19 protein-coding genes and 2 pseudogenes are annotated in these 20571 nt (G+C 33.3%); 13 read left to right on the forward strand and 8 right to left on the reverse strand.

Annotated features, from left to right (window positions below; all coding sequences use genetic code 11):
* Window positions 1-10: 10 nt before the first annotated feature.
* From nagA to BFS35_RS05855, 3 genes are all read left to right on the forward strand, one after another.
* A complete protein-coding gene (gene nagA, locus BFS35_RS05845) occupies window positions 11-1150 on the forward strand; it encodes an N-acetylglucosamine-6-phosphate deacetylase (RefSeq protein WP_099579426.1) in 1140 nt (379 codons plus the stop codon).
* 72 nt (window positions 1151-1222) lie between these two features.
* Window positions 1223-2818, forward strand: coding sequence for a peptide ABC transporter substrate-binding protein (locus BFS35_RS05850; RefSeq protein ID WP_099579424.1), 1596 nt, complete (start codon window positions 1223-1225; stop codon window positions 2816-2818).
* 10 nt (window positions 2819-2828) lie between these two features.
* Window positions 2829-4058 carry a Gfo/Idh/MocA family protein gene (locus BFS35_RS05855; protein ID WP_099579422.1) on the forward strand — a complete coding sequence of 410 codons (1230 nt, stop codon included), beginning with the start codon at window positions 2829-2831 and terminating at the stop codon, window positions 4056-4058.
* 34 nt (window positions 4059-4092) lie between these two features.
* Here BFS35_RS05855 and BFS35_RS05860 read toward each other — a convergent pair whose 3' ends face one another.
* The 3 genes from BFS35_RS05860 to BFS35_RS05870 are packed head-to-tail and all read right to left on the reverse strand — an operon-like array spanning window position 4093 to window position 7717.
* Window positions 4093-5553: a UDP-glucose--hexose-1-phosphate uridylyltransferase gene (locus tag BFS35_RS05860; protein ID WP_240628393.1), complete on the reverse strand. Its 1461-nt coding sequence runs from the start codon at window positions 5551-5553 to the stop codon at window positions 4093-4095.
* The gene (gene galE / locus BFS35_RS05865; protein ID WP_099579418.1) at window positions 5553-6542 is read right to left on the reverse strand and encodes a UDP-glucose 4-epimerase GalE; all 990 of its coding nucleotides are present in this window, start codon (window positions 6540-6542) and stop codon (window positions 5553-5555) included. The genes BFS35_RS05860 and galE overlap by 1 nt, the downstream gene beginning before the upstream one ends.
* Entirely contained in the window at window positions 6539-7717 is a 1179-nt protein-coding gene (locus BFS35_RS05870) for a galactokinase (RefSeq protein WP_099579416.1), read from the reverse strand. Before BFS35_RS05870 ends, galE begins: the two co-directional genes overlap by 4 nt.
* Window positions 7718-7835: 118 nt before the next feature.
* Here BFS35_RS05870 and BFS35_RS05875 point away from each other — a divergent pair, with 118 nt between their 5' ends.
* Together BFS35_RS05875 and BFS35_RS05880 are read left to right on the forward strand one after the other, a co-directional pair.
* Window positions 7836-8852 (forward strand): aldose epimerase family protein, encoded by a 1017-nt coding sequence (locus BFS35_RS05875; RefSeq protein ID WP_099579414.1) that lies wholly within the window; start codon window positions 7836-7838, stop codon window positions 8850-8852.
* 1 nt (window position 8853) lies between these two features.
* On the forward strand, window positions 8854-9999 hold the full coding sequence (locus BFS35_RS05880; protein WP_158554264.1) for an ROK family transcriptional regulator: 1146 nt from the start codon (window positions 8854-8856) through the stop codon (window positions 9997-9999).
* Window positions 10000-10125: 126 nt separating this feature from the next.
* Here BFS35_RS05880 and BFS35_RS14220 read toward each other — a convergent pair.
* Window positions 10126-10746 (reverse strand): annotated as a pseudogene (locus BFS35_RS14220) (DUF421 domain-containing protein).
* Between BFS35_RS14220 and BFS35_RS05890 the strand changes: the two are divergent.
* From BFS35_RS05890 to BFS35_RS05900, 3 genes and pseudogenes are all read left to right on the forward strand, one after another.
* Window positions 10741-11202 (forward strand): annotated as a pseudogene (locus BFS35_RS05890) (ornithine carbamoyltransferase); the annotation flags it as partial. The pseudogenes BFS35_RS14220 and BFS35_RS05890 sit on opposite strands and share 6 nt — an antisense overlap.
* 225 nt (window positions 11203-11427) lie before the next feature.
* Window positions 11428-11988, forward strand: a complete 561-nt coding sequence (locus tag BFS35_RS05895) for an NADPH-dependent FMN reductase (protein ID WP_099579405.1) — start codon at window positions 11428-11430, stop codon at window positions 11986-11988.
* Window positions 11989-12165: 177 nt separating this feature from the next.
* Window positions 12166-12711: an LPXTG cell wall anchor domain-containing protein gene (locus BFS35_RS05900; protein ID WP_099579403.1), complete on the forward strand. Its 546-nt coding sequence runs from the start codon at window positions 12166-12168 to the stop codon at window positions 12709-12711.
* Window positions 12712-12785: 74 nt separating this feature from the next.
* Here BFS35_RS05900 and BFS35_RS05905 read toward each other — a convergent pair whose 3' ends face one another.
* The gene (locus BFS35_RS05905) at window positions 12786-12989 is read right to left on the reverse strand and encodes a hypothetical protein (protein ID WP_099579401.1); all 204 of its coding nucleotides are present in this window, start codon (window positions 12987-12989) and stop codon (window positions 12786-12788) included.
* 170 nt (window positions 12990-13159) lie between these two features.
* Between BFS35_RS05905 and BFS35_RS05910 the strand changes: the two genes are divergently transcribed.
* Window positions 13160-13855 (forward strand): response regulator transcription factor, encoded by a 696-nt coding sequence (locus BFS35_RS05910; protein WP_099579399.1) that lies wholly within the window; start codon window positions 13160-13162, stop codon window positions 13853-13855.
* A complete protein-coding gene (locus BFS35_RS05915) occupies window positions 13845-14864 on the forward strand; it encodes a sensor histidine kinase (protein ID WP_099579397.1) in 1020 nt (339 codons plus the stop codon). The genes BFS35_RS05910 and BFS35_RS05915 overlap by 11 nt, the downstream gene beginning before the upstream one ends.
* A 140-nt stretch (window positions 14865-15004) precedes the next feature.
* Here the strand turns inward: BFS35_RS05915 and BFS35_RS05920 are convergent, their stop codons facing one another.
* Window positions 15005-16483, reverse strand: coding sequence for an FAD-dependent oxidoreductase (locus BFS35_RS05920; protein WP_099579394.1), 1479 nt, complete (start codon window positions 16481-16483; stop codon window positions 15005-15007).
* Between the two features lie 183 nt (window positions 16484-16666).
* On the opposite strand from BFS35_RS05920, the gene BFS35_RS05925 reads away from it, so the two are divergent.
* Together BFS35_RS05925 and BFS35_RS05930 are read left to right on the forward strand one after the other, a co-directional pair.
* The gene (locus BFS35_RS05925; RefSeq protein ID WP_099579392.1) at window positions 16667-17599 is read left to right on the forward strand and encodes a ring-cleaving dioxygenase; all 933 of its coding nucleotides are present in this window, start codon (window positions 16667-16669) and stop codon (window positions 17597-17599) included.
* A 129-nt stretch (window positions 17600-17728) separates the two neighbouring features.
* Complete coding sequence (locus BFS35_RS05930) at window positions 17729-18331, forward strand: flavin reductase family protein (RefSeq protein WP_099579390.1); 603 nt, start codon at window positions 17729-17731, stop codon at window positions 18329-18331.
* A gap of 77 nt (window positions 18332-18408) precedes the next feature.
* Here BFS35_RS05930 and BFS35_RS05935 read toward each other — a convergent pair whose 3' ends face one another.
* A complete protein-coding gene (locus BFS35_RS05935) occupies window positions 18409-18882 on the reverse strand; it encodes a pyridoxamine 5'-phosphate oxidase family protein (RefSeq protein ID WP_158554265.1) in 474 nt (157 codons plus the stop codon).
* Window positions 18883-19005: 123 nt separating this feature from the next.
* The gene (locus tag BFS35_RS05940; protein ID WP_099579386.1) at window positions 19006-19527 is read right to left on the reverse strand and encodes an NADPH-dependent FMN reductase; all 522 of its coding nucleotides are present in this window, start codon (window positions 19525-19527) and stop codon (window positions 19006-19008) included.
* 187 nt (window positions 19528-19714) lie between these two features.
* Between BFS35_RS05940 and BFS35_RS05945 the strand changes: the two genes are divergently transcribed.
* Window positions 19715-20539 carry an arylamine N-acetyltransferase family protein gene (locus BFS35_RS05945; RefSeq protein WP_099579384.1) on the forward strand — a complete coding sequence of 275 codons (825 nt, stop codon included), beginning with the start codon at window positions 19715-19717 and terminating at the stop codon, window positions 20537-20539.
* Window positions 20540-20571 lie beyond the last annotated feature (32 nt).

Genomic DNA, 20571 nt, shown 5'->3' on the forward strand with positions numbered 1-20571 from the left:
AGATGATTTCATGCGTTATGTCATTAGAAGTAAAAATATCTTTACTGAAGACGGAATAATAAATGGATATGTTGTAATTAATGATGAAAAAATTGAAGACATTCAACATGGAGACTATACTGGTGAACTATTATTGCACGATTATATGAATGCATTTGTATTGCCTGGATTTATTGATATCCATATTCATGGTGGTTACGGTGAAGACGCGATGGATGCATCATATGAAGGATTATTGCACTTATCGAAATCGTTGCTTAGTGAAGGAACAACGTCGTTCCTTCCTACAACGATGACACAGTCAAATGAAAATATTATGCAAGCGCTCGCGAATATCAGTCGTGTTTATGAAGAAGATTATGAAGGAGCAGAAATTTTAGGTATACACTTAGAAGGACCGTTTATTTCTGAAAAAAAAATAGGTGCACAAAATCCTGAATATGTTCAAAAACCTGATAGTTCGCAACTTAAAATATTTCAGACGCACGCAAATAACCTTATAAAAATTGTGACCTTTGCACCTGAAAAAGAAGGAGCAGAATCACTGGTAGAAAGCTTTCCTGAAATTATATTTTCGATCGGTCATTCAGCAGCAACATATGAACAAGCAGAACATGCAGTAAAGATAGGTGCAAAGCATATTACACATCTATACAATGGCAGCTCAGGATTTATGCACCGTGAACCAGGTGTTGTGGGTATGGCGTTAACCAATGATCAAATCCATACAGAAATGATTGTTGATGGATTACATGCACATCCAGCAAGTGCCAAGCTTGCGATAACAGCAAAAGGTAATGATAAATTTTATTTAATTACAGATGCAATGAGAGCTAAAGGGAAGCCTGATGGTATTTATGACTTAGGTGGACAGCAAGTTACTGTAAAAGACGGTGTTGCAAGAATCGATACTGGATCTTTAGCGGGTAGCGTGTTGAAAATGAACCAAGGTTTAAAAAATTTGATTCACTTTAGTGGTAAGGATTTAGAAGCGCTTTGGCGAGTAACGAGTTTGAATCAGGCAATCGCTTTGAAAGTAGATGACAAAAAAGGTTCCATTAAGATTGGAAAAGATGCAGACATTGCTATTTTAAATAATGATTTTGATGTGATATCTACGATTAAATCAGGTAAACGATATGAATTTTAATGTAGGTTGGTTATCCAGCCTACAATTTTTAAACTAATAATTATCTGAAAATTCAAACTTTGGAGGTGCAATATGAAAAAGTTATTATATTTTTTATTGCTTAGTATGATATTGATGGGATGTAGTAACTCAAAAGAGGTGGATAGTGATGCCTTAAGGTTACAATCAGGAAGTGATTTGGCAACGCTAGATTCAGGACTTGCTGTTGACGCATTTGCTTTTGAAATATTGAATGCAACACAAGAAGGATTATATAGATTAAACAAGAATGAAAAGGCGGAGCCTGCAATGGCACTAGAAGATCCTAAAGTTTCAAAAGATGGTAAAGTCTATACAATTAAATTAAGAAAAAATAATAAATGGAGTAATGGAAAACCTGTGACAGCAAATGACTTTGTATATGCATGGCAACGCGTAGTTAATCCTGAAACAGCTTCAGAATATGCATATATTATGTACGATGTGAAGAATGCAAAAGCGATAAATGAAGGTAAGATGAAACCGGACAGTTTGGGCATTCAAGCAGTGGACGATTATACATTAAAAATAGAATTAGAACAGGCAGTACCTTATTTTAAAGAATTATTGACATTTGGAACATTTCTACCTGTGTCTAAAGAATTTGTAGAAAAACAGGGTGAAAAATATGGAACGACAGTAAAAAATGCATTATTTAGCGGACCATTTATATTGAAAGAATGGAAAATTGAAAACAAATTAAAGTTAGTTAAGAATAAAAATTATTGGGATCACAAAAAAGTTAAATTAAAAGAGATTAATTATAAAGTCATTAAAGACGAACAGACAGCATTAAATTTATTTGAAACAAATAAATTAGATGCAGTAACGATTAGTTCAGAAAAAGTTGATAAGTATAAAACAGATAAGGCTTTCAGTACAAGATTAGACTCAGCATTATTCTACATGCAGTTTAATTTAAAAAATAGATACCTAAGCAATCAAAACTTAAGGATAGCATTGTCCCAAGCTATGGATAAAGAGAAGTACGTTAAAACTTTATTAAATAATGGCTCTGTTCCTGCTGATAAACTTACACCGAATAAAGTGTTTACGGATAGCAATAATAAAGATTTCAATGACGGAGTAGAGGCACCATATTCATTTAATTTAAAAGCAGCACAATCATCTTTAAGTAAAGCGAAGAAAGAGCTTAATACTGATAATATTCAATTGACTTTGTTAACTTTTGATCAGGAAAATGCAAAAACAGATGCGGAATATTTTAAAGAACAAATTGAAAAGAATTTACCAGGTGTAACAATTAAAATTAAACAACAGCCATCTAAGCAGAAAATAGCGTTAACTAAAAAAGGAGAATACGACATCGCATATACCGGATGGGGTCCAGATTATCCAGATCCAATGACATTTCTAGATTTATTTGTTTCGGATACAACTGCTAAAGAAACGGGCTATAATAATCCACAGTTTGATGAATATATTTTGCAAAGTAAAACGGATTTAGTTACACAACCGGATGTGAGATGGACAACGATGCAAAAAGCCGAAAATCTCTTCTTAAGAGACGCTGTAATTCTACCACTTTATCAAAGAGGGACAGCTAGACTTACAAATCCTCAATTAAAAAATAGAATCATCCACTTCGTAGGAACTACAGAATATAAAGAAGCATATATTAAGAAATAGGTGATAATTAATGTTAAAGGCAATATTGATTGGTGCGGGTGACAGAGGTTATATTTATGCGAAAGAGTTGTTAAAGTATCCTCATAAAGTAAAGATTGTTGCAGTTGCAGAGCCGAATGAATTGAGAGCAGATAAAATTAAAGTACTATGTCCAGATGTGCTTCACTATGAAAATTGGGTGACATTACTGGAAGATAATATTGATGCAGATATCGCACTAATTTGTACACAAGATAAAGAACATTTTCAGCCTGTAATTCAAGCATTACAACGCTATCATGTACTGCTTGAAAAACCGATGAGTCCAAATGCTGCAGAATGCCTTGAAATGGTAGAACAAGCAAAGACAAACAATAAAGTCTTGTCAGTTTGTCATGTACTCAGATATACCCCTTTCTGGACAAATATTAAACAACTAATTGATCAGGATAAAATTGGTGATATCATCTCGATTCAACTGAATGAAAATGTTGAAATTATGCATATGTCACATAGCTTTGTGAGAGGAAACTGGAATAACGACAAAACTTCCAGTCCTATGATATTAGCTAAATCGTGTCATGATATGGATATCATTAATTATATCCTGCAGTCAGAAGTAGAACGTATTTCTTCTTTCGGTAATCTGATGTACTTTAAAGAAAATTATAAACCTGAAGGTGCTCCAATAAGATGTTTAGAAGGCTGTCCATACGAACAAACCTGTATATTCCATGCGGGGAATTATTATTTAGGAAAAGGGCGTGGCTGGGCGAGAAAGTTTACTGACGTAGATACTGATGAAGCGATAATTGAAAAGCTGAATACTACCGATTATGGTAAATGTGTTTTCCAAAGTGATAATAATGTTGTTGATCATCAAGTCGTTAATATGCAATGTGAGAATGGAGCGACTGTGACATTCAGTATGTGTGGATTTACGAGAGAACAAACTAGAATCGTTCAAATTATGGGTACAAAAGGTGAAATTAGAGGTAATATGGATGAGAATAAAATAAGTACTTATACGTATTTGAATGAACAGGAAGAAGTTATTTTATTACCCGAGGCATATGGACATAGCGGAGGCGATAGTGGCATTATTCGTGACTTTTTACATACTATTGATTCCAATACAGAGTCGAAGTCCTCTGCTGAAAAATCGATGAAAAGTCACATGATGGCATTTGCTGCAGAAGCTTCTAGAAAAAGAGGTGGCGAGCCGATTGTTTTATCCAGCTTTATTAGTAATTTAGCATAAAAAAGTGATGGCTGTGCCATCACTTTTTTGTGTATTAAAGTTGTAACAGGAATCTTTTAAATTCATCTAAATGTTTAAAGACACCTGCATCCTGAAGTATCTCAGCAAATTTATGGCCTAATGCTCTGTCAACATATTGATCGATGTCTTCATCACTTATATCGAAAGTTGATACCCACTCTTGATGAATAGGATTATAAGGTAATGCATTGTTCTTCAAGTGTGCTTTAATATCCTGAATATCTTGTTTTAAACGTGCAGGTAATACTGCTAAACCCATTACTTCTATCAGCCCGATATTTTCTTTTTTAATATGGTGATGTTTCTGATGTGGATGGAAGATACCTAATGGATATTGTTCTGTTGTACGATTGTTTCTTAATACAAGATCGAGTTCATAATTTCCATCCTTAAATCTGGCAATAGGTGTAATTGTATTATGAGGTTGATCAGTTTCGGCAATCAACCCAATACTCTCATCTGTATACTGTTGCCACTGTGTAAGGATATGCGTTGCAGCTGCAATGATTTCCTCTTTATTATTACTCGTTAGTCTGATGACAGATAGCGGCCATTTAAGAATATCAAATGATACATCTGCAAATTGTGGTAGATGGAAGTCATAAATAGATGGTGCATCATCCATCGCAAATTTATAGCGTCCTGCCTGATAATGGTCATGTGTCAGCATGGATCCTCCCACAATCGGTAAATCGGCATTTGAGCCTATAAAATAATGAGGGAATTGTTCAACAAATTCAATTAATCGTATAAAAGTGTTCTTATTTATAATCATTGGCGAGTGTTCTTTATTTAAAATGATGGCATGTTCGTTATAATATGCGTACGGTGAATATTGAAAATACCATGGTTCTTGATTAAGATTTAGTTCAACAATGCGATGATTACTTCTAGCCGGATAGTTGATACGTCCGGCATATCCTTCGTTTTCAACGCATAACATACATTTTGGGTAATGTTTTGAGTGTTGTGCAGCCTCTAGTTTTTTTAACTTTTTGATTTCTTCTGGATCTTTTTCGGGTTTTGATAAGTTAATGGTAATATCTAAGTCACCATATGCTGTCGGTGTCTTATAGTGAATATTATTTTTAATACGTTCACTTTGTATATAGTTACTGACTGTACTTAAATTAAAGAAGTAATCTGTTGCGGCTATAGGACTTCGGTTATATTGTTGATAGAATTGCGTCTCGATGACAGAAGGAACGGAGATAAATGTATCCATAATTTGTGCAGATAATATTTCTTTAAAATCAAAAATATCTTCAATTTTTTGTTCTGCAACGAGTAAAGTAATAATATCATCCAATAGTTCAGGTATACTTTTAGATAACTCAGTTGTATTGTTATCAGCTGGTTCTAATCCACATAGATATGAGACTTTATTTTTATAGTAAATAAAATCTCTTTCATTTAATGATAACTTTGTCATAACTTCATGAATTAAAGTATTAATCTTTATTTCAAGTGACATTATTCTTCCCATCCTTTCGGATTATTAGAATGCCATTTCCATGCATCTTGTATGATAGTTTCGATATTTGTACGTTGTGGTAGCCAACCTAAGACTTCTTTTGCTTTCTCTGAAGCGGCAATCAATGTACTAGGATCTCCTTCTCTTCGTGGTCCTATAACTCGTTTAATCGATCTTTGTGTTACTTTTTCTGCGGTATCAATAATTTCATTAACTGAAAATCCATTGTTACTGCCAAGATTAAATACCTCGTTGTCTCCACCATCTAATAAATATTGGAGTGCTTTAATATGAGCATCTACTAAATCTTCAACATGGACATAATCTCTAATACATGTGCCATCTTTAGTAGGATAATCATCACCAAAAATAGTGATGTAATCACGTTGTCCTAATGCTGTTTGTAATACAATTGGAATAAGATGTGTTTCAGGTGAATGATCTTCTCCGATGAGACCTTCTCTATGAGCACCAGCAACATTAAAATATCTTAATGCGACATATTTTAAATCCGTTGCATTTGCATTCCAGCGAATCATCTTTTCCATGATTAACTTAGATTCACCATATGGATTTGTTGGTAAAGTATCATCGTCTTCAGAGATAGGGATGCGTTTAGGTTCACCATAAGTAGCAGCAGTTGAACTAAAGATAAGATAGTTTACTTGAAATTGATTCATCGTTTCTAATAAGATTTGCGCACCATATACATTGTTATTAAAATATTTCATGGGGTCTGTTACAGATTCACCTACAAGTGAAAATGCTGCAAAATGCATAACGGCATCAATGTGTTCCTTTTCGAAGACGTGTGATAAAAATGCTTTATCTCTTATATCTCCTTCATAAAAATGTGCTTGAGCATGAATTGCCTGTTTATGTCCGGTCACTAAATTATCGACAACTGTCACATCATATCCTTGCGTGATTAATTGATGTACAGCATGTGAACCAATATACCCAGCACCACCTAATACTAAAATTCTCATTGCAACTCTCCTCCTATTAATTGTTTTGGACCGTCACCAATCTCGACAGGATAGAATGATGGCTCATAGCCGATGATATTTTTATAATGTGTGGCAAGTACAGACTTAAATGTTTCGACTTCTTGTTTATCTACTAGAGCAATTGCACAACCTCCGAATCCAGCACCAGTCATTCTTACCCCGCATACATATGGGAGTTTATTAGCCTCATTGTATATTGTATCTAGCTCTTGACCAGTCACCTCATAGTCATCTCTTAAAGATAGATGAGAATCATTCATTAACTTTCCGAAGGTTTCAATATCGTCGTGTATTAGCGCATCATAAGCTGACTTTGTACGACTATTTTCATAAACAACATGTCTTGCACGTCGTAAGAGTGTTGTATCAGTAATATGGTGTGCAATCTTATCGAAAGTTTCTGGCGATAAATCTGTTAATTGTTCGATATCGATATGTTCCTGTAGCTGTTTTAGAGCAGTTTCGCATTCTTTGCGACGTTCATTATATTTTGAATCTGAAAGTTCTCTACGTTTATTACTATTGATAATAACAAGTTGATATTTTTTTAAGTCTAATGGGGTATGATGATATTTTAAATCATCTGTGTTTAATAATATTGCGTGATTTGATTTCCCCATACCAATTGCAAATTGATCCATAATACCGCTATTTAAACCTATAAATTGATTCTCAACTTGCTGTCCAATTTTTATTAAATCCAGCATGTTTAAATTTAGATTATAATAATCATTTAATATTTTTCCGATGAGAAGCTCCAGTGAAGCCGATGAAGATAAACCTGCGCCATTAGGGATATTACCAGAAACTAATATATCTAATCCTTGTGAGAATGGAATATGATAAGCTTCTTTTATAATATGCATTACGCCCTTCACATAGTTCGACCATCCATTGTTTTTGTTATAGAATAATGTTGAATCATTAAAGGTGTAGACACCTTCGCTTTCGAAATTTAAAGAATATAGATTGAAGTCTGCCGTATTGTTTTTACGGACTAATCCATAAGTGCCAAGTGAGATTGCAGCTGGTAGCACATAGCCGCCATTATAATCAAGGTGTTCTCCGATGAGATTAATTCTTCCTGGAGAAAAATAGGTAGCTTCACTAGGTTGATGAAAAATGTCTTCAAAGCGTTTCTCTAATGTAGTCATATAAAATCCATCCTTTCAATGCATTTAAAAATCATGTATATTTAAAGTATAAAACTTAGTTAATTAATTTAATTAAGTATATCATTTTTTATATTATTTGCATAGCAGGAGGATTCATATGAAATGTAATAAATTATATTTTGATGCTTATCAAGGTAAAGAAGTACATCGATATATCATAACGACAAATGATCTCGTGTTCGAGTTTCTCGATTTTGGAGCACGAATTCATAAAATCTATCAGAAGTTATCTCCTCAATCAAATATTGTGTTGTCCTTTAATTCAATTCAGAGCTATTTAGAAAGTGCAACGTATGCCGGTGCCACTACAGGACGAGTTGCAGGAAGAATCAAGAATGGAACGTTTAATTTGAACGACAAACAATATCATCTAGATATTAATAACCCACCTCACCATTTACATGGAGGAGAAAAAGGGATGGATAAAATGATATACAAAACAGACATTATAAATAATGAAAATAGTGTTGCACTTAATTTCACTGCGACATTGTATGAAGAAGATGATTATTATCCGGGTAATATTGATGTAACTATTCGCCATACTGTAGATATCAACAATACCTGGACCATCGAATATTTTGCTAAGTCATCAGAAGATACGATATTTAATCCAACAAATCACGTGTATTTTAATTTAAATCAAAATTTTGAACAGAAGATTTATAATCATGAACTGAAAATTTCTGGTTCAAAGTATTGTGAAATTGATAGCAATGGACTGCCGACGGGCAATATTTTAAAAAAAGAAACTTTCAATTTTAATAAAAAGAAGGATTTAATAAAAGGATTTATGTGTGAAGGTAATGGTAGTAAAATAGTAGGTGGCTATGACCATCCCTTTCTATTGGATGGTGGGAAAAAACTAGAGTTAAGCGTTCCGTCACAAAATCTAGCAATCGAAGCGGATACAGATAGGGATTGTGTGATTATCTATACTGCAAATGGATTGGATTATCAAACTGAATCTTTTCATTATCAACCACATTGTGCAGTTGCAATAGAATTTCAGCAAATTCCTGATGCGATTAATAATCAATTGAGTAATATTGTATTAAAGAAAGATGAGCCATTTTATAGCAAGTCTCGTTATACCATTAAAAGGAGGGAATGAATTGGATAAAACTGGATTTAAAAATATGAAAGAAAAAAATCGGATACTCGTATTAAATAGTATACGTAATAAAAATAATCATTCTCGGGCAAGTATTGCTAAACAAACAAAACTAACACCTCCGACAGTCAGTACGATTGTAAAAAATTTAATAGAAGAAGGTCTAGTGTATGAAGAGGATGAATTGGGTGATTCATCAGGTGGAAGAAAACCTAAAATATTGAGCATCAATTGGGAACGATATAATATTGTTGGAATTGATGTATCATTTAAAGCGATTAAAGGGATATTGAGTAATATGAATGGTGATGTACTTCATCATTATGAAGTGAAATATACAGTAGAAAATAATGACCAGTTCTTAGAGATGTTGTTACATGTTACTAAACACTTGATGCAAAAAAGTGAAAAAACGGTGTATGGTATCGGTGTGGCAATGCATGGAGTGGTCGATAGAACAAAAGGGAATGCCGTTTACGCACCAAATTTAAAGTTAACAGATATTCCGATAAAGTCATTTCTTGAGCAGCACTTTGATGTTGGAGTGATAGTAGATAATGATGTGAGATGTATGTTATTAAACGAAGTTTGGTTTAATAAAATGGAAGATAAAAACATCGTACTCATTAACTTAGGACATGGTGTAGGTGGAGCTATCATGCTTGATGGTAAGATATTACAAGGTATCAATGGGTTCGCTGGTGAAGTTGGCCATATGATATTAGAACCTCATGGTCAGTTGTGTCGATGTGGTAATTCAGGTTGTTTAGAAACATTAATCTCGGGAGAGGCAATAAAGAGTTCGGGCATCAATCATGGTATCATAAATAATGAACATACTGCCCTTGATGTATACAACCTTGCATTGGGAGATAATGAAACTGCAATCGCTATACTTCAACAAATTGGATTTTATATAGGACAAGCTATTGTTAATATATTTCATATTATAAATCCCGAACGTGTGATATTAACTGGCGGCGTTTCAAATGCATATCACTTTTTTGAGAATAATATGAAAGAAGTAATGTCTAAGAGCATCATGTTAAATATGTCTCAATTAAAAATAGATACTACAAATAATAAAGATGGTGCTGCAAGAGGCGCCTGTGCTTTAGTAATTGAAACATTATTTAAAGTTGAATAAAATATGTGAAGATAGTAGAAAGAGGCTGGCAACTGCTGTGCCGCCGTTTAAGCTGTTAAACAGAAGAGGGCTAAGACTTATGTCTCCCCTTCTTTTTGTTTTATATGATATACACTGAATAACATACTATATCATTGATTTAATATAGAGACCGTCTATTGCACTCCATTCAGCATAAATAATATTTTTAACATCTTTATGCCCCTTTTCTTCTAACAATTGGAGTAACCATGCTTCGTTTTTATTGAGCTTATCTAATTCTTTTTTTAGAATGACACCATTATTGATCAATAAATAATCGATAGATGATTCTTTTGGTGAAATTGATAAATCAGAATTGTTTGGTGTTTCATATTGATTGTATTTCTGAACGCTTACTTGCCCGCCAGGCTCGAGAATCATATATTTAACTTCTTTTAAAGTGAATATGTTTTGTATTCTTAACAAAGATCTTAACTGTTACATTTCTATTTTATTTCTTTTCATCTCTTTCACATTGATAACGCCATCAGTGATTAAATAAGCAGGAGTTCCTTTAAAAAATGTACGGATATGTTGTGATTTAGACGTAAGTAAATCGACAATATAAATAATTGCGCCCCAACAACAAATCGCAAATAATATTTGAAGTATTGTAATCTTTCTGTCATATAAGCTCTCTTCAAGAATACCGCCAAATACAACGCTATAAATAATATCAAAAGGTGTAACCTGTGATAATTCTTTCTTACCAAAAAAACAATTGATTTTTCAAAGGACGAAATACATCAATTTATTGACTTTGAAATCACTTTAAAAGAAGAAAAGAAAAATAATATCCCTCACAAATTACTTCAAGATAAAAATATCGCGCTTATCTTTGAAAAACCTTCTACGAGAACGAGAGCTGCTTTTAGTGTTGCAGCAAGTGATTTAGGTGCACACATTGACTACTATGGAAAGAACGAATTACATTTAGACAAGAAAGAGACAATACAGGATACTGTGAAAGTTCTGGGACGCATGTATGATGGAATAGAATTTAGAGGACATCAACACGATGATGTAGAATTGTTAGCTGAATATGCAAGTGTACCTGTATGGAATGGACTAACTAATCAATGGCATCCAACACAAATGATCGCGGACTTTATGACAATGAAGGAAAACTTCGGAAAGATTGAAGGAAAAACTTTAACTTATATTGGTGATGGACGTAATAATGCAATTGTCTTTGAACAAGCAGAGAATAGATTACATTCTATTAAGTCGATTATGGCATTAACGTTAGGTGATTTACAGGTTTCATAGGATGATTAGTCTATAATATCAAACATAATATAATAAATAATGATGTACCCTTAAAAGTATACATTTAAATTTAAAAGTATATATGGTATACTTTTTATATCTAAGAGAGAAAGTAAGATAAATTAAGGGGAGATTTTGATGAAAAATATTATATTTGTTTGTGGCAGTTTAAGAAAAGGATCTTATAATCGCATTTATATGGAGACAATGATGCAACATGTGCCAGAAGACTGGAATATAAAAGAAGTTTCTTTTAAAGATGTGCCGGTTTATAACTTTGATCTTGAAGGGGATAATGAGCCGCAAGCTGTTACAACATTTAGAGATGCACTAAGTGAAGCGGATGGCATAATTATTGTTACACCAGAATATAATACCGGTGTACCTGGTCCACTTAAAAATGCAATAGACTGGGCTTCGCGTGTGAAAAATAAAGGTGACAGATCACCACTTGTTAATCGTCCATTTGCAGTGGCAGGATGTTCACCTGGCGCAACAGGTTCAGCCTTATCACAGGCACAATTAAGACAGACATTAACAGCAATGAACGCGCATATTATGCCAGGACCAAAATTAATCATTGGCAAAGTTCATGAACTAATTACACCTGAAGGAAAGATAGAAGATCAGCGTTCAATTAGTTATATGGAACGTTTCTTGAATGCATTTGATGAATATATTGAAAAAGTAAATCCATAAAAACATGATCAGATTGTATAAGACTCCCATAATGGTGAATCTTTTTTCATGTGAAACAATGATAATTACACAGTTAAGAATTATTTAAGAATTTATTAATTTTTACTTAATGGTACTTTTAACCAATACCTTTTAAGATGAGAGATGTAAAGAAAATACATTAAAGGAGAGGTTATTATGAGTAAAAAAGTAAATCATGTTATAGCAAGTGTAGCATTATTAGGTGTATTAGTGAGTGGACAAGGTGTAGCACAAGCTGCGACATCTACTAGTGAGCAACAACCAGCAATGAATGAAATGTCTAAGTCTTTGGACAAAGATATGATGCAGGATGACATGAAGAAAGACGACATGATGCAGGATGACATGAAAAAAGACGGCATGATGCAGGATGACATGAAGAAAGACGGCATGAAGAAAGACGACATGATGCAGGATGACATGAAGAAAGACGGTATGATGCAGGATGACATGAAGAAAGACGGCATGATGCAGGACGACATGAAGAAAGACGACATGATGCAGGATGACATGAAGAAAGACGGCATGATGCAAAATGGCATGATGAAAGATGACATGAAGAAAGACGGCATGATGAAAAGTGAAATGAAGATGCTTCCGGATACTGGTGAAGAAAATCATACAAATATTATTTTAACAGCTGGCATGCTTATTTTAGGTGCAGCATTAAGTATATTAGGTTTCAAAAGAAAAAATGCCTAAAGAACATTAACAAATAAGATATATGACATTTCAACAAAAAAGAGAATGGGACAATTCCCATTCTCATTATTTTTTTATTGCATTGAAGCTAAACGTTGATATTCTGCTTGGGTAAGTCCAGATGATTGAGTAGTTTGTGGTTGGTTATATTCATAAAAAAAAGCTAATCTTTGGTATGAAGATTGCGTTAATGAAGATGCTTCAGATTCATTCGCAAATAAACCACTAGATCCCAATAAAATCGAACTTGCAACTAAAATTTTACCGATCTTTTTCATTTGGATAACCCCTCATATTAGTATAATTATTATATAACAATATACTTTTTATACTAAACATGTTTATTAATTTTTTGTTTTAATTATTAAAAGATGTTGGCTAAAATAGTAATATATTGGAAAACTGAGATTTAAATAAGTTGAAATTTAAATGAAAGGAGGGGAAGCATATGGTGAAAATCCTTGTTGTAGATGATGAAAAAGAAATCAGAGATATATGTAAAACTTATTTTGAATTTGAAGGATATGAAGTTGTAACGGCAATCGATGGAGCGGAAGCCCTAATATTGCTGGATCATTCAATCGATGTAATGATTTTAGACATTATGATGCCAGGTATGGATGGTTATGAGTTTGTACATCAAGCTAAGATGCGCGGATTTAATATGCCTTATCTTTATTTAACTGCTAAAGTTAACGAAAATGATACGATATATGGTTTGACTTTAGGGGCTGAAGATTATATTAAGAAGCCGTTCAGTCCGCGAGAACTTGTTTTACGTACGAAAAAGATAATTAATCGTAATACAAAAGTGTCTGATGTAGCATCTATTTTGACTTTCGGCAACTTAGTGTTAAACGATAAACATAAAGCAGCTTATGTCGATGGTGAAGACTTATTGTTGCGTCAAAAAGAGTATGAATTACTGCATTATCTTGCTTTAAATGTAGATGCTGCAATCGCTAAAAGTGAGTTGTTAAATCATGTCTGGGGTTATGAATATTATGAAGATATGAATACTTTAAATGTACATATTCATAGAATTCGAGAGAAATTAGACCAACATGGTTATAAAGCATATTGTATTCAAACTGTGTGGGGGCTAGGTTATAAATTTGAAAGGGGTGATGTCATTGACAATTAAACAACAACTATTAATTGCTTCTATCGGAGCGATTAGTTTAACATCACTCCTATTATTCATCAGCTACAAATTCATGTGGTTTGATGGTCCGACGATTATTTTATTAACGATTTGTTCCGTTTTATCTAGTATCGTGACGATGCTATTTGCAATTTTATTTTCTGTCCCAACGATTAATAAAATCAATATATTAAATAATAAAACAAAGAAAATTGCTGCAGGTGAGTATCATATTGTCGGTCCACAGATTAATTCTCCGAAAGAGTTAAAGTCTTTAAATGATTCTTTCGATTTAATGGCTGTAGAAATCAGACAGCAAATGGAACAGATTCAAATGGAAGAGCGAGAAAAAGTAATGATGATTGAGAACTTTGCGCATGATTTGAAGACGCCACTTGCAAGTATTAAATCATATTCAGAAGGCTTAAAAGATGGTGTTATTTATAGAGATGGTGAAAAAGATAAGGCGTACGATGTACTTATCATGCAATCAGATCGATTATCGCAAATGTTCGATGAATTAAATCAAGTAATGTCTTTAAATGTGAGTAAGGTAGAAAACGTGACGATTAAAATTGATCAGCTACTTATGTTGCTGTTGGATAATTATACACCTAAAATGAAAAAAGAGAATCGAGCATTTCATGTCCACCTTGATAATGTTCAACCATTCCAGCAAAATCAAATCGCACTTGAGAGAATTCTATCTAATTTTATTAGCAATGCGATAAAATTTTCTAATGATGATATTTGGATAGAAGTATTGAATGACGGCGATCAAGTAATAATTGCTGTTAAAGATAAAGGTATTGGTATATCCTCAGATCATTTAGAACGTATATTTGAAAGGACATATCGCGTAGAACAATCGCGAAATAAATTGACGGGTGGTTCGGGATTAGGTTTATATATTGCGAAGACACTGGCAAAACAAATTCATTGTAGGATTGAAGTTGAGAGCAATGTAGGTTCGGGCACAGCATTTAAATTAATCATCAGTAAGCAATAATGTTTAGCAAAAGTAGATTATTAATAATGACTAACTAAATAATAATAAAAAGACTCATAAAAATAAATCCAATGCATCAGTGAATGCATTGGATTATTTTTATAATTATAAACGGAGTTAGTTAATAGGTGATGGTTACTCTATTTTGAACTGATAATGATAGAATCGATTGCCGGGCCGTCTAATACGTTACCATATCGATCAAAGCGTGAACCATCATGTGGACAATCCCATGATTGCTCAGCATCGTTGTATGATAGAAGATGACCTGAATAGCTACATGTAGCTTTTAGGCGATATTCTTTACCATTTTCTTTATAGATTGAAATGAGTTGTCCATCTTCCCTTGTAATCGTTGTTTGTTCATTAGGATTTGAAAATGCTGTAATATCTTTTAATGACATCGTTTCTGACTTTGCTGTATTTATTATTTCAGTGAGTTTACCTTTAATATTTTCTTTCAGTGATAATTTGCGGTGTGGATCTAGTAGATCCTGATATGGATTGTCTTTACCTGCGATGAGATCAGGTAACACTAAACTTGTTAGGGCAGAGAATAACATACCAAATTTATTAAATCCTGTAGCAATATAAATATTATCTGTATATCGACCAATATAAGGTACTAAATCTTCTGTGTTAACATCTTGAGCTGACCAGCGACCAGTTACATCTGTAGTATGGAACATATCTTTAGCGATATTCTCAAGTGCTTCATATGATTCCTTAGGATGTGCTTTTCCTCCGGCCAGATGATTTGCACCAGCTAAGATAACTTCTACGCCATCCTCTTTATGGAAATGTCTGATGGATACCATAGGCTCATCGACATACTGGAACATTCCGAATGGCAATTCCTGAGTATTCTTTATCGATATGATATATGCACGTTCAACTTGCAATTGTTTGAAATGTTCGCCGTGAATGATAGCTGGATAAAGCGTTGTCACCACAGCTTTATCAAAGGAAACTTTAACATTTGTGTCCGTAAGCAGATGATTTTCCTCAATATTTTTTACAGGCGATTGTTCATAGAACTCAACACCTAAATTACGACATACTTCAATCATTTTACTTAAGAATTTCAAAGGATTGTACTGTGCCTGATCAGTGATTTCCAAAGCACCCGTCGTTTTAAATGGCATACCTTGATCCCCTTCAAGATATTGACTCGGAATACCGATTTGACGATGCGCCTCGAGTTCGTCCTTCAGAAATTCTTCCATTTCGCCAGCAGTAAGTAAGAAATTAGACATATCCTCAAAGTCAGCTTCAATTTGATATTCTTCTTTCAAAGCACGCATCAATGATAATGCATCTTTTTGAGATTGATAATATTTTTTCGTCTTCTCAAGACCGTGTTCTTTAATCAACTGTTGATATGGTGCAAAGTGTTGCACCGTGAGTTTAGCCGTTGTATGTGCTGTAGTGCCTTCTAATACTTTACGTGCCTCTATAACTGTGACTTTCTTACCTTGTTTAGCAAGTTGATAAGCGGTAAGTATACCTGCCATTCCTGCCCCGACAATTGCAACTTCTGTCGTTAAATCATTAGTTAATACCGGAAAATCTAGTAGTGTTACTGAATTACGCCAATATGGTTGGTTTTCATTTTTCATTTTTTAATCCCCCTTAGGTTTACAAGATTTCATATAATCCTTATACCCACATATTTTTAAAATAAATTGAGATACAGTAAATTGTAATGCTTTACATTTAAATTTATATCTGATATATTATTTATATCGAATATAAATAATATATCAAAAACTATTATATACTTATTTTAAGGAGTGAATTTCATGAATATTAAAGGTATACATCACATCACTGCAATTGTTGGTCATCCACAGGAAAATGTTGACTTCTATGAAGGCATATTAGGTTTACGTCTCGTTAAGAAGACAGTTAACTTTGATGATCCGGGTACTTATCATCTATATTTTGGAACAGAAGGTGGTATTCCAGGATCAATCATTACTTTCTTCCCATGGCCAGGTGCTCAAAAAGGAAAAATTGGCAGTGGCCAAGTAGGTGTAACAAGCTACGCTATACCTAAAGGAGCTTATGATTTCTGGAAAGAACGTTTAACTTCATTTGATATTGAAGTAAAAGAAGAAGAACGTTTCGGGGAAAAATATTTAACATTTGAAGATGTTCATGGATTAAAACTTGAAATCGTTGAACGTGAAAAAGGGGAAAATAATCCATTTCAACATGATCAAATTAAACCGGAATATGCTATTAAAGGGTTTGCTGGTGCGGTATTATATTCTTCTCAAGTGGCAGCAACAGAGAAAGTATTATTAGATGAATTTGGACTTGTAAAAATTGACGAAGATGATACTTACTTCAGATATGAAGCTGAAGGAGATATCGGTAACATTATTGATATTAAAAAAGTATCTGAAGCACGCGGTTCTATGGGTGTTGGTACGGTACATCATATCGCATGGCGTACAAAAGATGATGCTGAACAGTTAGAATGGCGTCAGCAACTAACGGATCATGGCTATTTTGTAACGGATGTTAAGGATAGAAATTATTTCAATGCAATCTACTTCCGTGAGCCTGGTGAAATACTATTTGAAATTGCAACAGATCCTCCAGGATTTGCACATGACGAAACATACGAAACGATGGGTGAAGCGCTTAAATTACCTGAGCAATATGAACCGTATAGAAGTAAAATTGAAGAAGCATTAATACCTATCCAATCTACTTTGAAAAAATAAAGTGAATGAAAAAATGAGTGAAATAAGAAGTATTAGAAAGAAATATAGAAGTAAAGTTCAATAGAAATAATATATCTTAATTATAAGAACTACATTATCTTAATAGATATATTGAAAAGAGGCGAGACAATGCATATCAATCCAGAAAAACAGAAAGAAAGAGATAACTATAAATTGATGATTGGCTCGATTATACCTAGACCAATCGCCTTCATTACATCAAAGTCAGAAGAAGGTATAGTGAACGCTGCACCGTTCAGTTATTTCAATATTGTAACGAGTAATCCTCCGATGATTTCAGTATCTATTCAGAGAAAAGACGGTGTATCAAAAGATACAGCACGTAATATTCTAAATGATAAACAGTTTGTCGTTCATATTGTATCGAAATCGATTGTTGAAGAGATGAATAAGACGGCTGCAAATCTTGCTTATAATGAGTCTGAATTAGATATGACAAGCCTTACACTTGAAGATAGTCAAGTCGTTGATGTGCCAACAATTAAAGAAGCTAAAATTGCAATGGAATGTACTTTGGAACATCATGTAACTTTAGGTAAGGATGATAGTGCGGTTGATCATATTATCGGCAAGATTGTTAACTTCAATATAGAAGACGAATTAGTTGATAACTTTAGAATAAACGCAGAAAAGTTAGAGCCTATCAGTCGATTAGCTGGACAAAACTATAGCGAACTTGGACGAATCTTTGAACTGGAAAGACCACAATAAGAATAAAATATCAATTAGAAACTTTATAATATTTATTAAAAAGCTGAACATTCAGGAGAATGTTCAGCTTTCTTTAATTATAGCTCTATAGATTTATTGATTGAAGTATCGCTACCAGTATCGTTAGAAACTAATGATTTAATACCTTCTACAACAGTTTTAACTTTATCATCTGTTGCCCAGTATTCAGCTGAATCTGGTACAACTTTAATAAGCACTACATTTGGATCATCATGTGATGTACTTAAGAATAGTTCGATTCCTTTACTCCAATATTCTTTTTTCTTTGCATCATCATTTATAATTTCAGCATGTCCTGCGATGGAAACATAACCTTTTTTCGTAAATGCTAAATTCACACGATTATCTTTTTTTATTTCTTCAGTTTTCTCCGTAAGTGTTGTTAAGAACCAGATGTTACCTTGATCATCTACATCCTGATAACTCATCGGTCTAGATACTAATTTATCCTGGTGGATTGTTGTTAACATTGCAATATCGTTCTTTTCGATTAATTCAAATAACTTATCATAAGATTGCTTGTTGCTCATACTTAATCCCTCCATATCATTGATAGTATTATAATACCCTGTTGATGGGAGATTATGCATTTTTATGATTGATGAGCATATATTATGAATGTATTTTAAATAGATTCATATTGTAAATAGATATTATTGCGAAGTATTAATATTTTGAATTAACATCTTTACTTGCTCATTAATGACATCATCTTGAAACCATCCATCTTCACGCTGAAGACGTTTATTGTAACTAATAAGTAATTGCCATTCATCCTTTAGCTCTGCCCCCATAATACTTAAGTGTCTATTGAGTGCTTCAACAGCATGCTTCCCAATAGGTGAATGAATAACAAATGCGACTGGTTTTTGCATGAGTGTAGATTCTGATAACATCCATTCTAAAGCATTTTTAAGAATAGCAGGAACGCCACCCATATATTCAGGACTGACAATGATCAAAAAATCAGCTGCTTTAATTTTATTTCTCATTTGATTGACGATTTCATAGTGCTCCTGATACTCAGTTTGAGGGTTAAATAATGGTAATTCTTTTACTTCATGAATGACATCAAATGTATGACCTGAGCTAGTAAGCTCACTACCAATTTTCTCGAGTACATTCAAATTTGTTGAATTTGGATAAGGATTTCCGCTAATGCCAACAATTTTCATGGGTTTATCTCCTATATTTTTTATTTATTGTATTGAAATAGTATTGTAAAACAACCTTTTTATCAAGCAATCAATACTTTTAATATTACAATCGATACTTTACTGATATAATCAACAAAGTTGAAACGGACACTGCTCTCATATATAATTTGCTCATATTATATTATTAGAAATTAAGGAGAAAAACATGGCTGTATTACCAACACATAAAGAAGCTTTATCAAATAAACAAGTAGAAAAGATAGATAACTATATAAAATTTCAAGACGAAAAAGAAATTAAACATTTAACGATAGATTATCTGAATGAATTAATAGCGCACTATATGTTAAAAGTTCCTTTTGAGAATATTAACGTTCAAAATAAAGAGGAAATCAATTTAACACTCGATGGACTTTACGATAAAATCATCGCAAATCATCGTGGTGGTTACTGTTATGAAATGAATACATTTTTCAGACATTATTTGCAGAAAAAAGGTTTTGTTGCCTTTAATACATCAGCAACGATTGTTACACCAAAAGGAAGAAGTCGCGAAGGTTCCCATATGACAACTATCGTAGAAATCGATCATTTAAGCTATATTGCTGATGTTGGCTTCGGAGATTTACCGATGAAAGCTATTCCAATTGGTACTCACGAACATTTTGAAACTGTTACGGATATTAATGGAACATTCCGTGCCATTCAGATGAACAATCAAATTTTCGTACAAAAGCTTGTTGACGGGGAATACAAAACGAAATATGAAGCAAGTATTCATGCACAGGAATTACAGGATTTTAAAGACAATATAGAATATAATCAATACAATCCGGAATCTATTTTTGTTAAGCAGTTGTTAATTACAATGCCAAATCCTGATGGACGTAAAACCATGACGCATCGTCAAATGACAATAACAGATCACGGAGAAAAAACAACAACTCCCGTGAATAAAGATAATTATCGTAAGCTTTTGGAAGAAAACTTTGGGTTAAATATAGATATTAAACGAATTGATGAACAGTAAAAAATGCCTCGGTTGCGATTGCAACCGAGGCG

The organism is Macrococcoides goetzii, from assembly GCF_002742385.2.
GTDB lineage: Bacteria > Bacillota > Bacilli > Staphylococcales > Staphylococcaceae > Macrococcoides > Macrococcoides goetzii.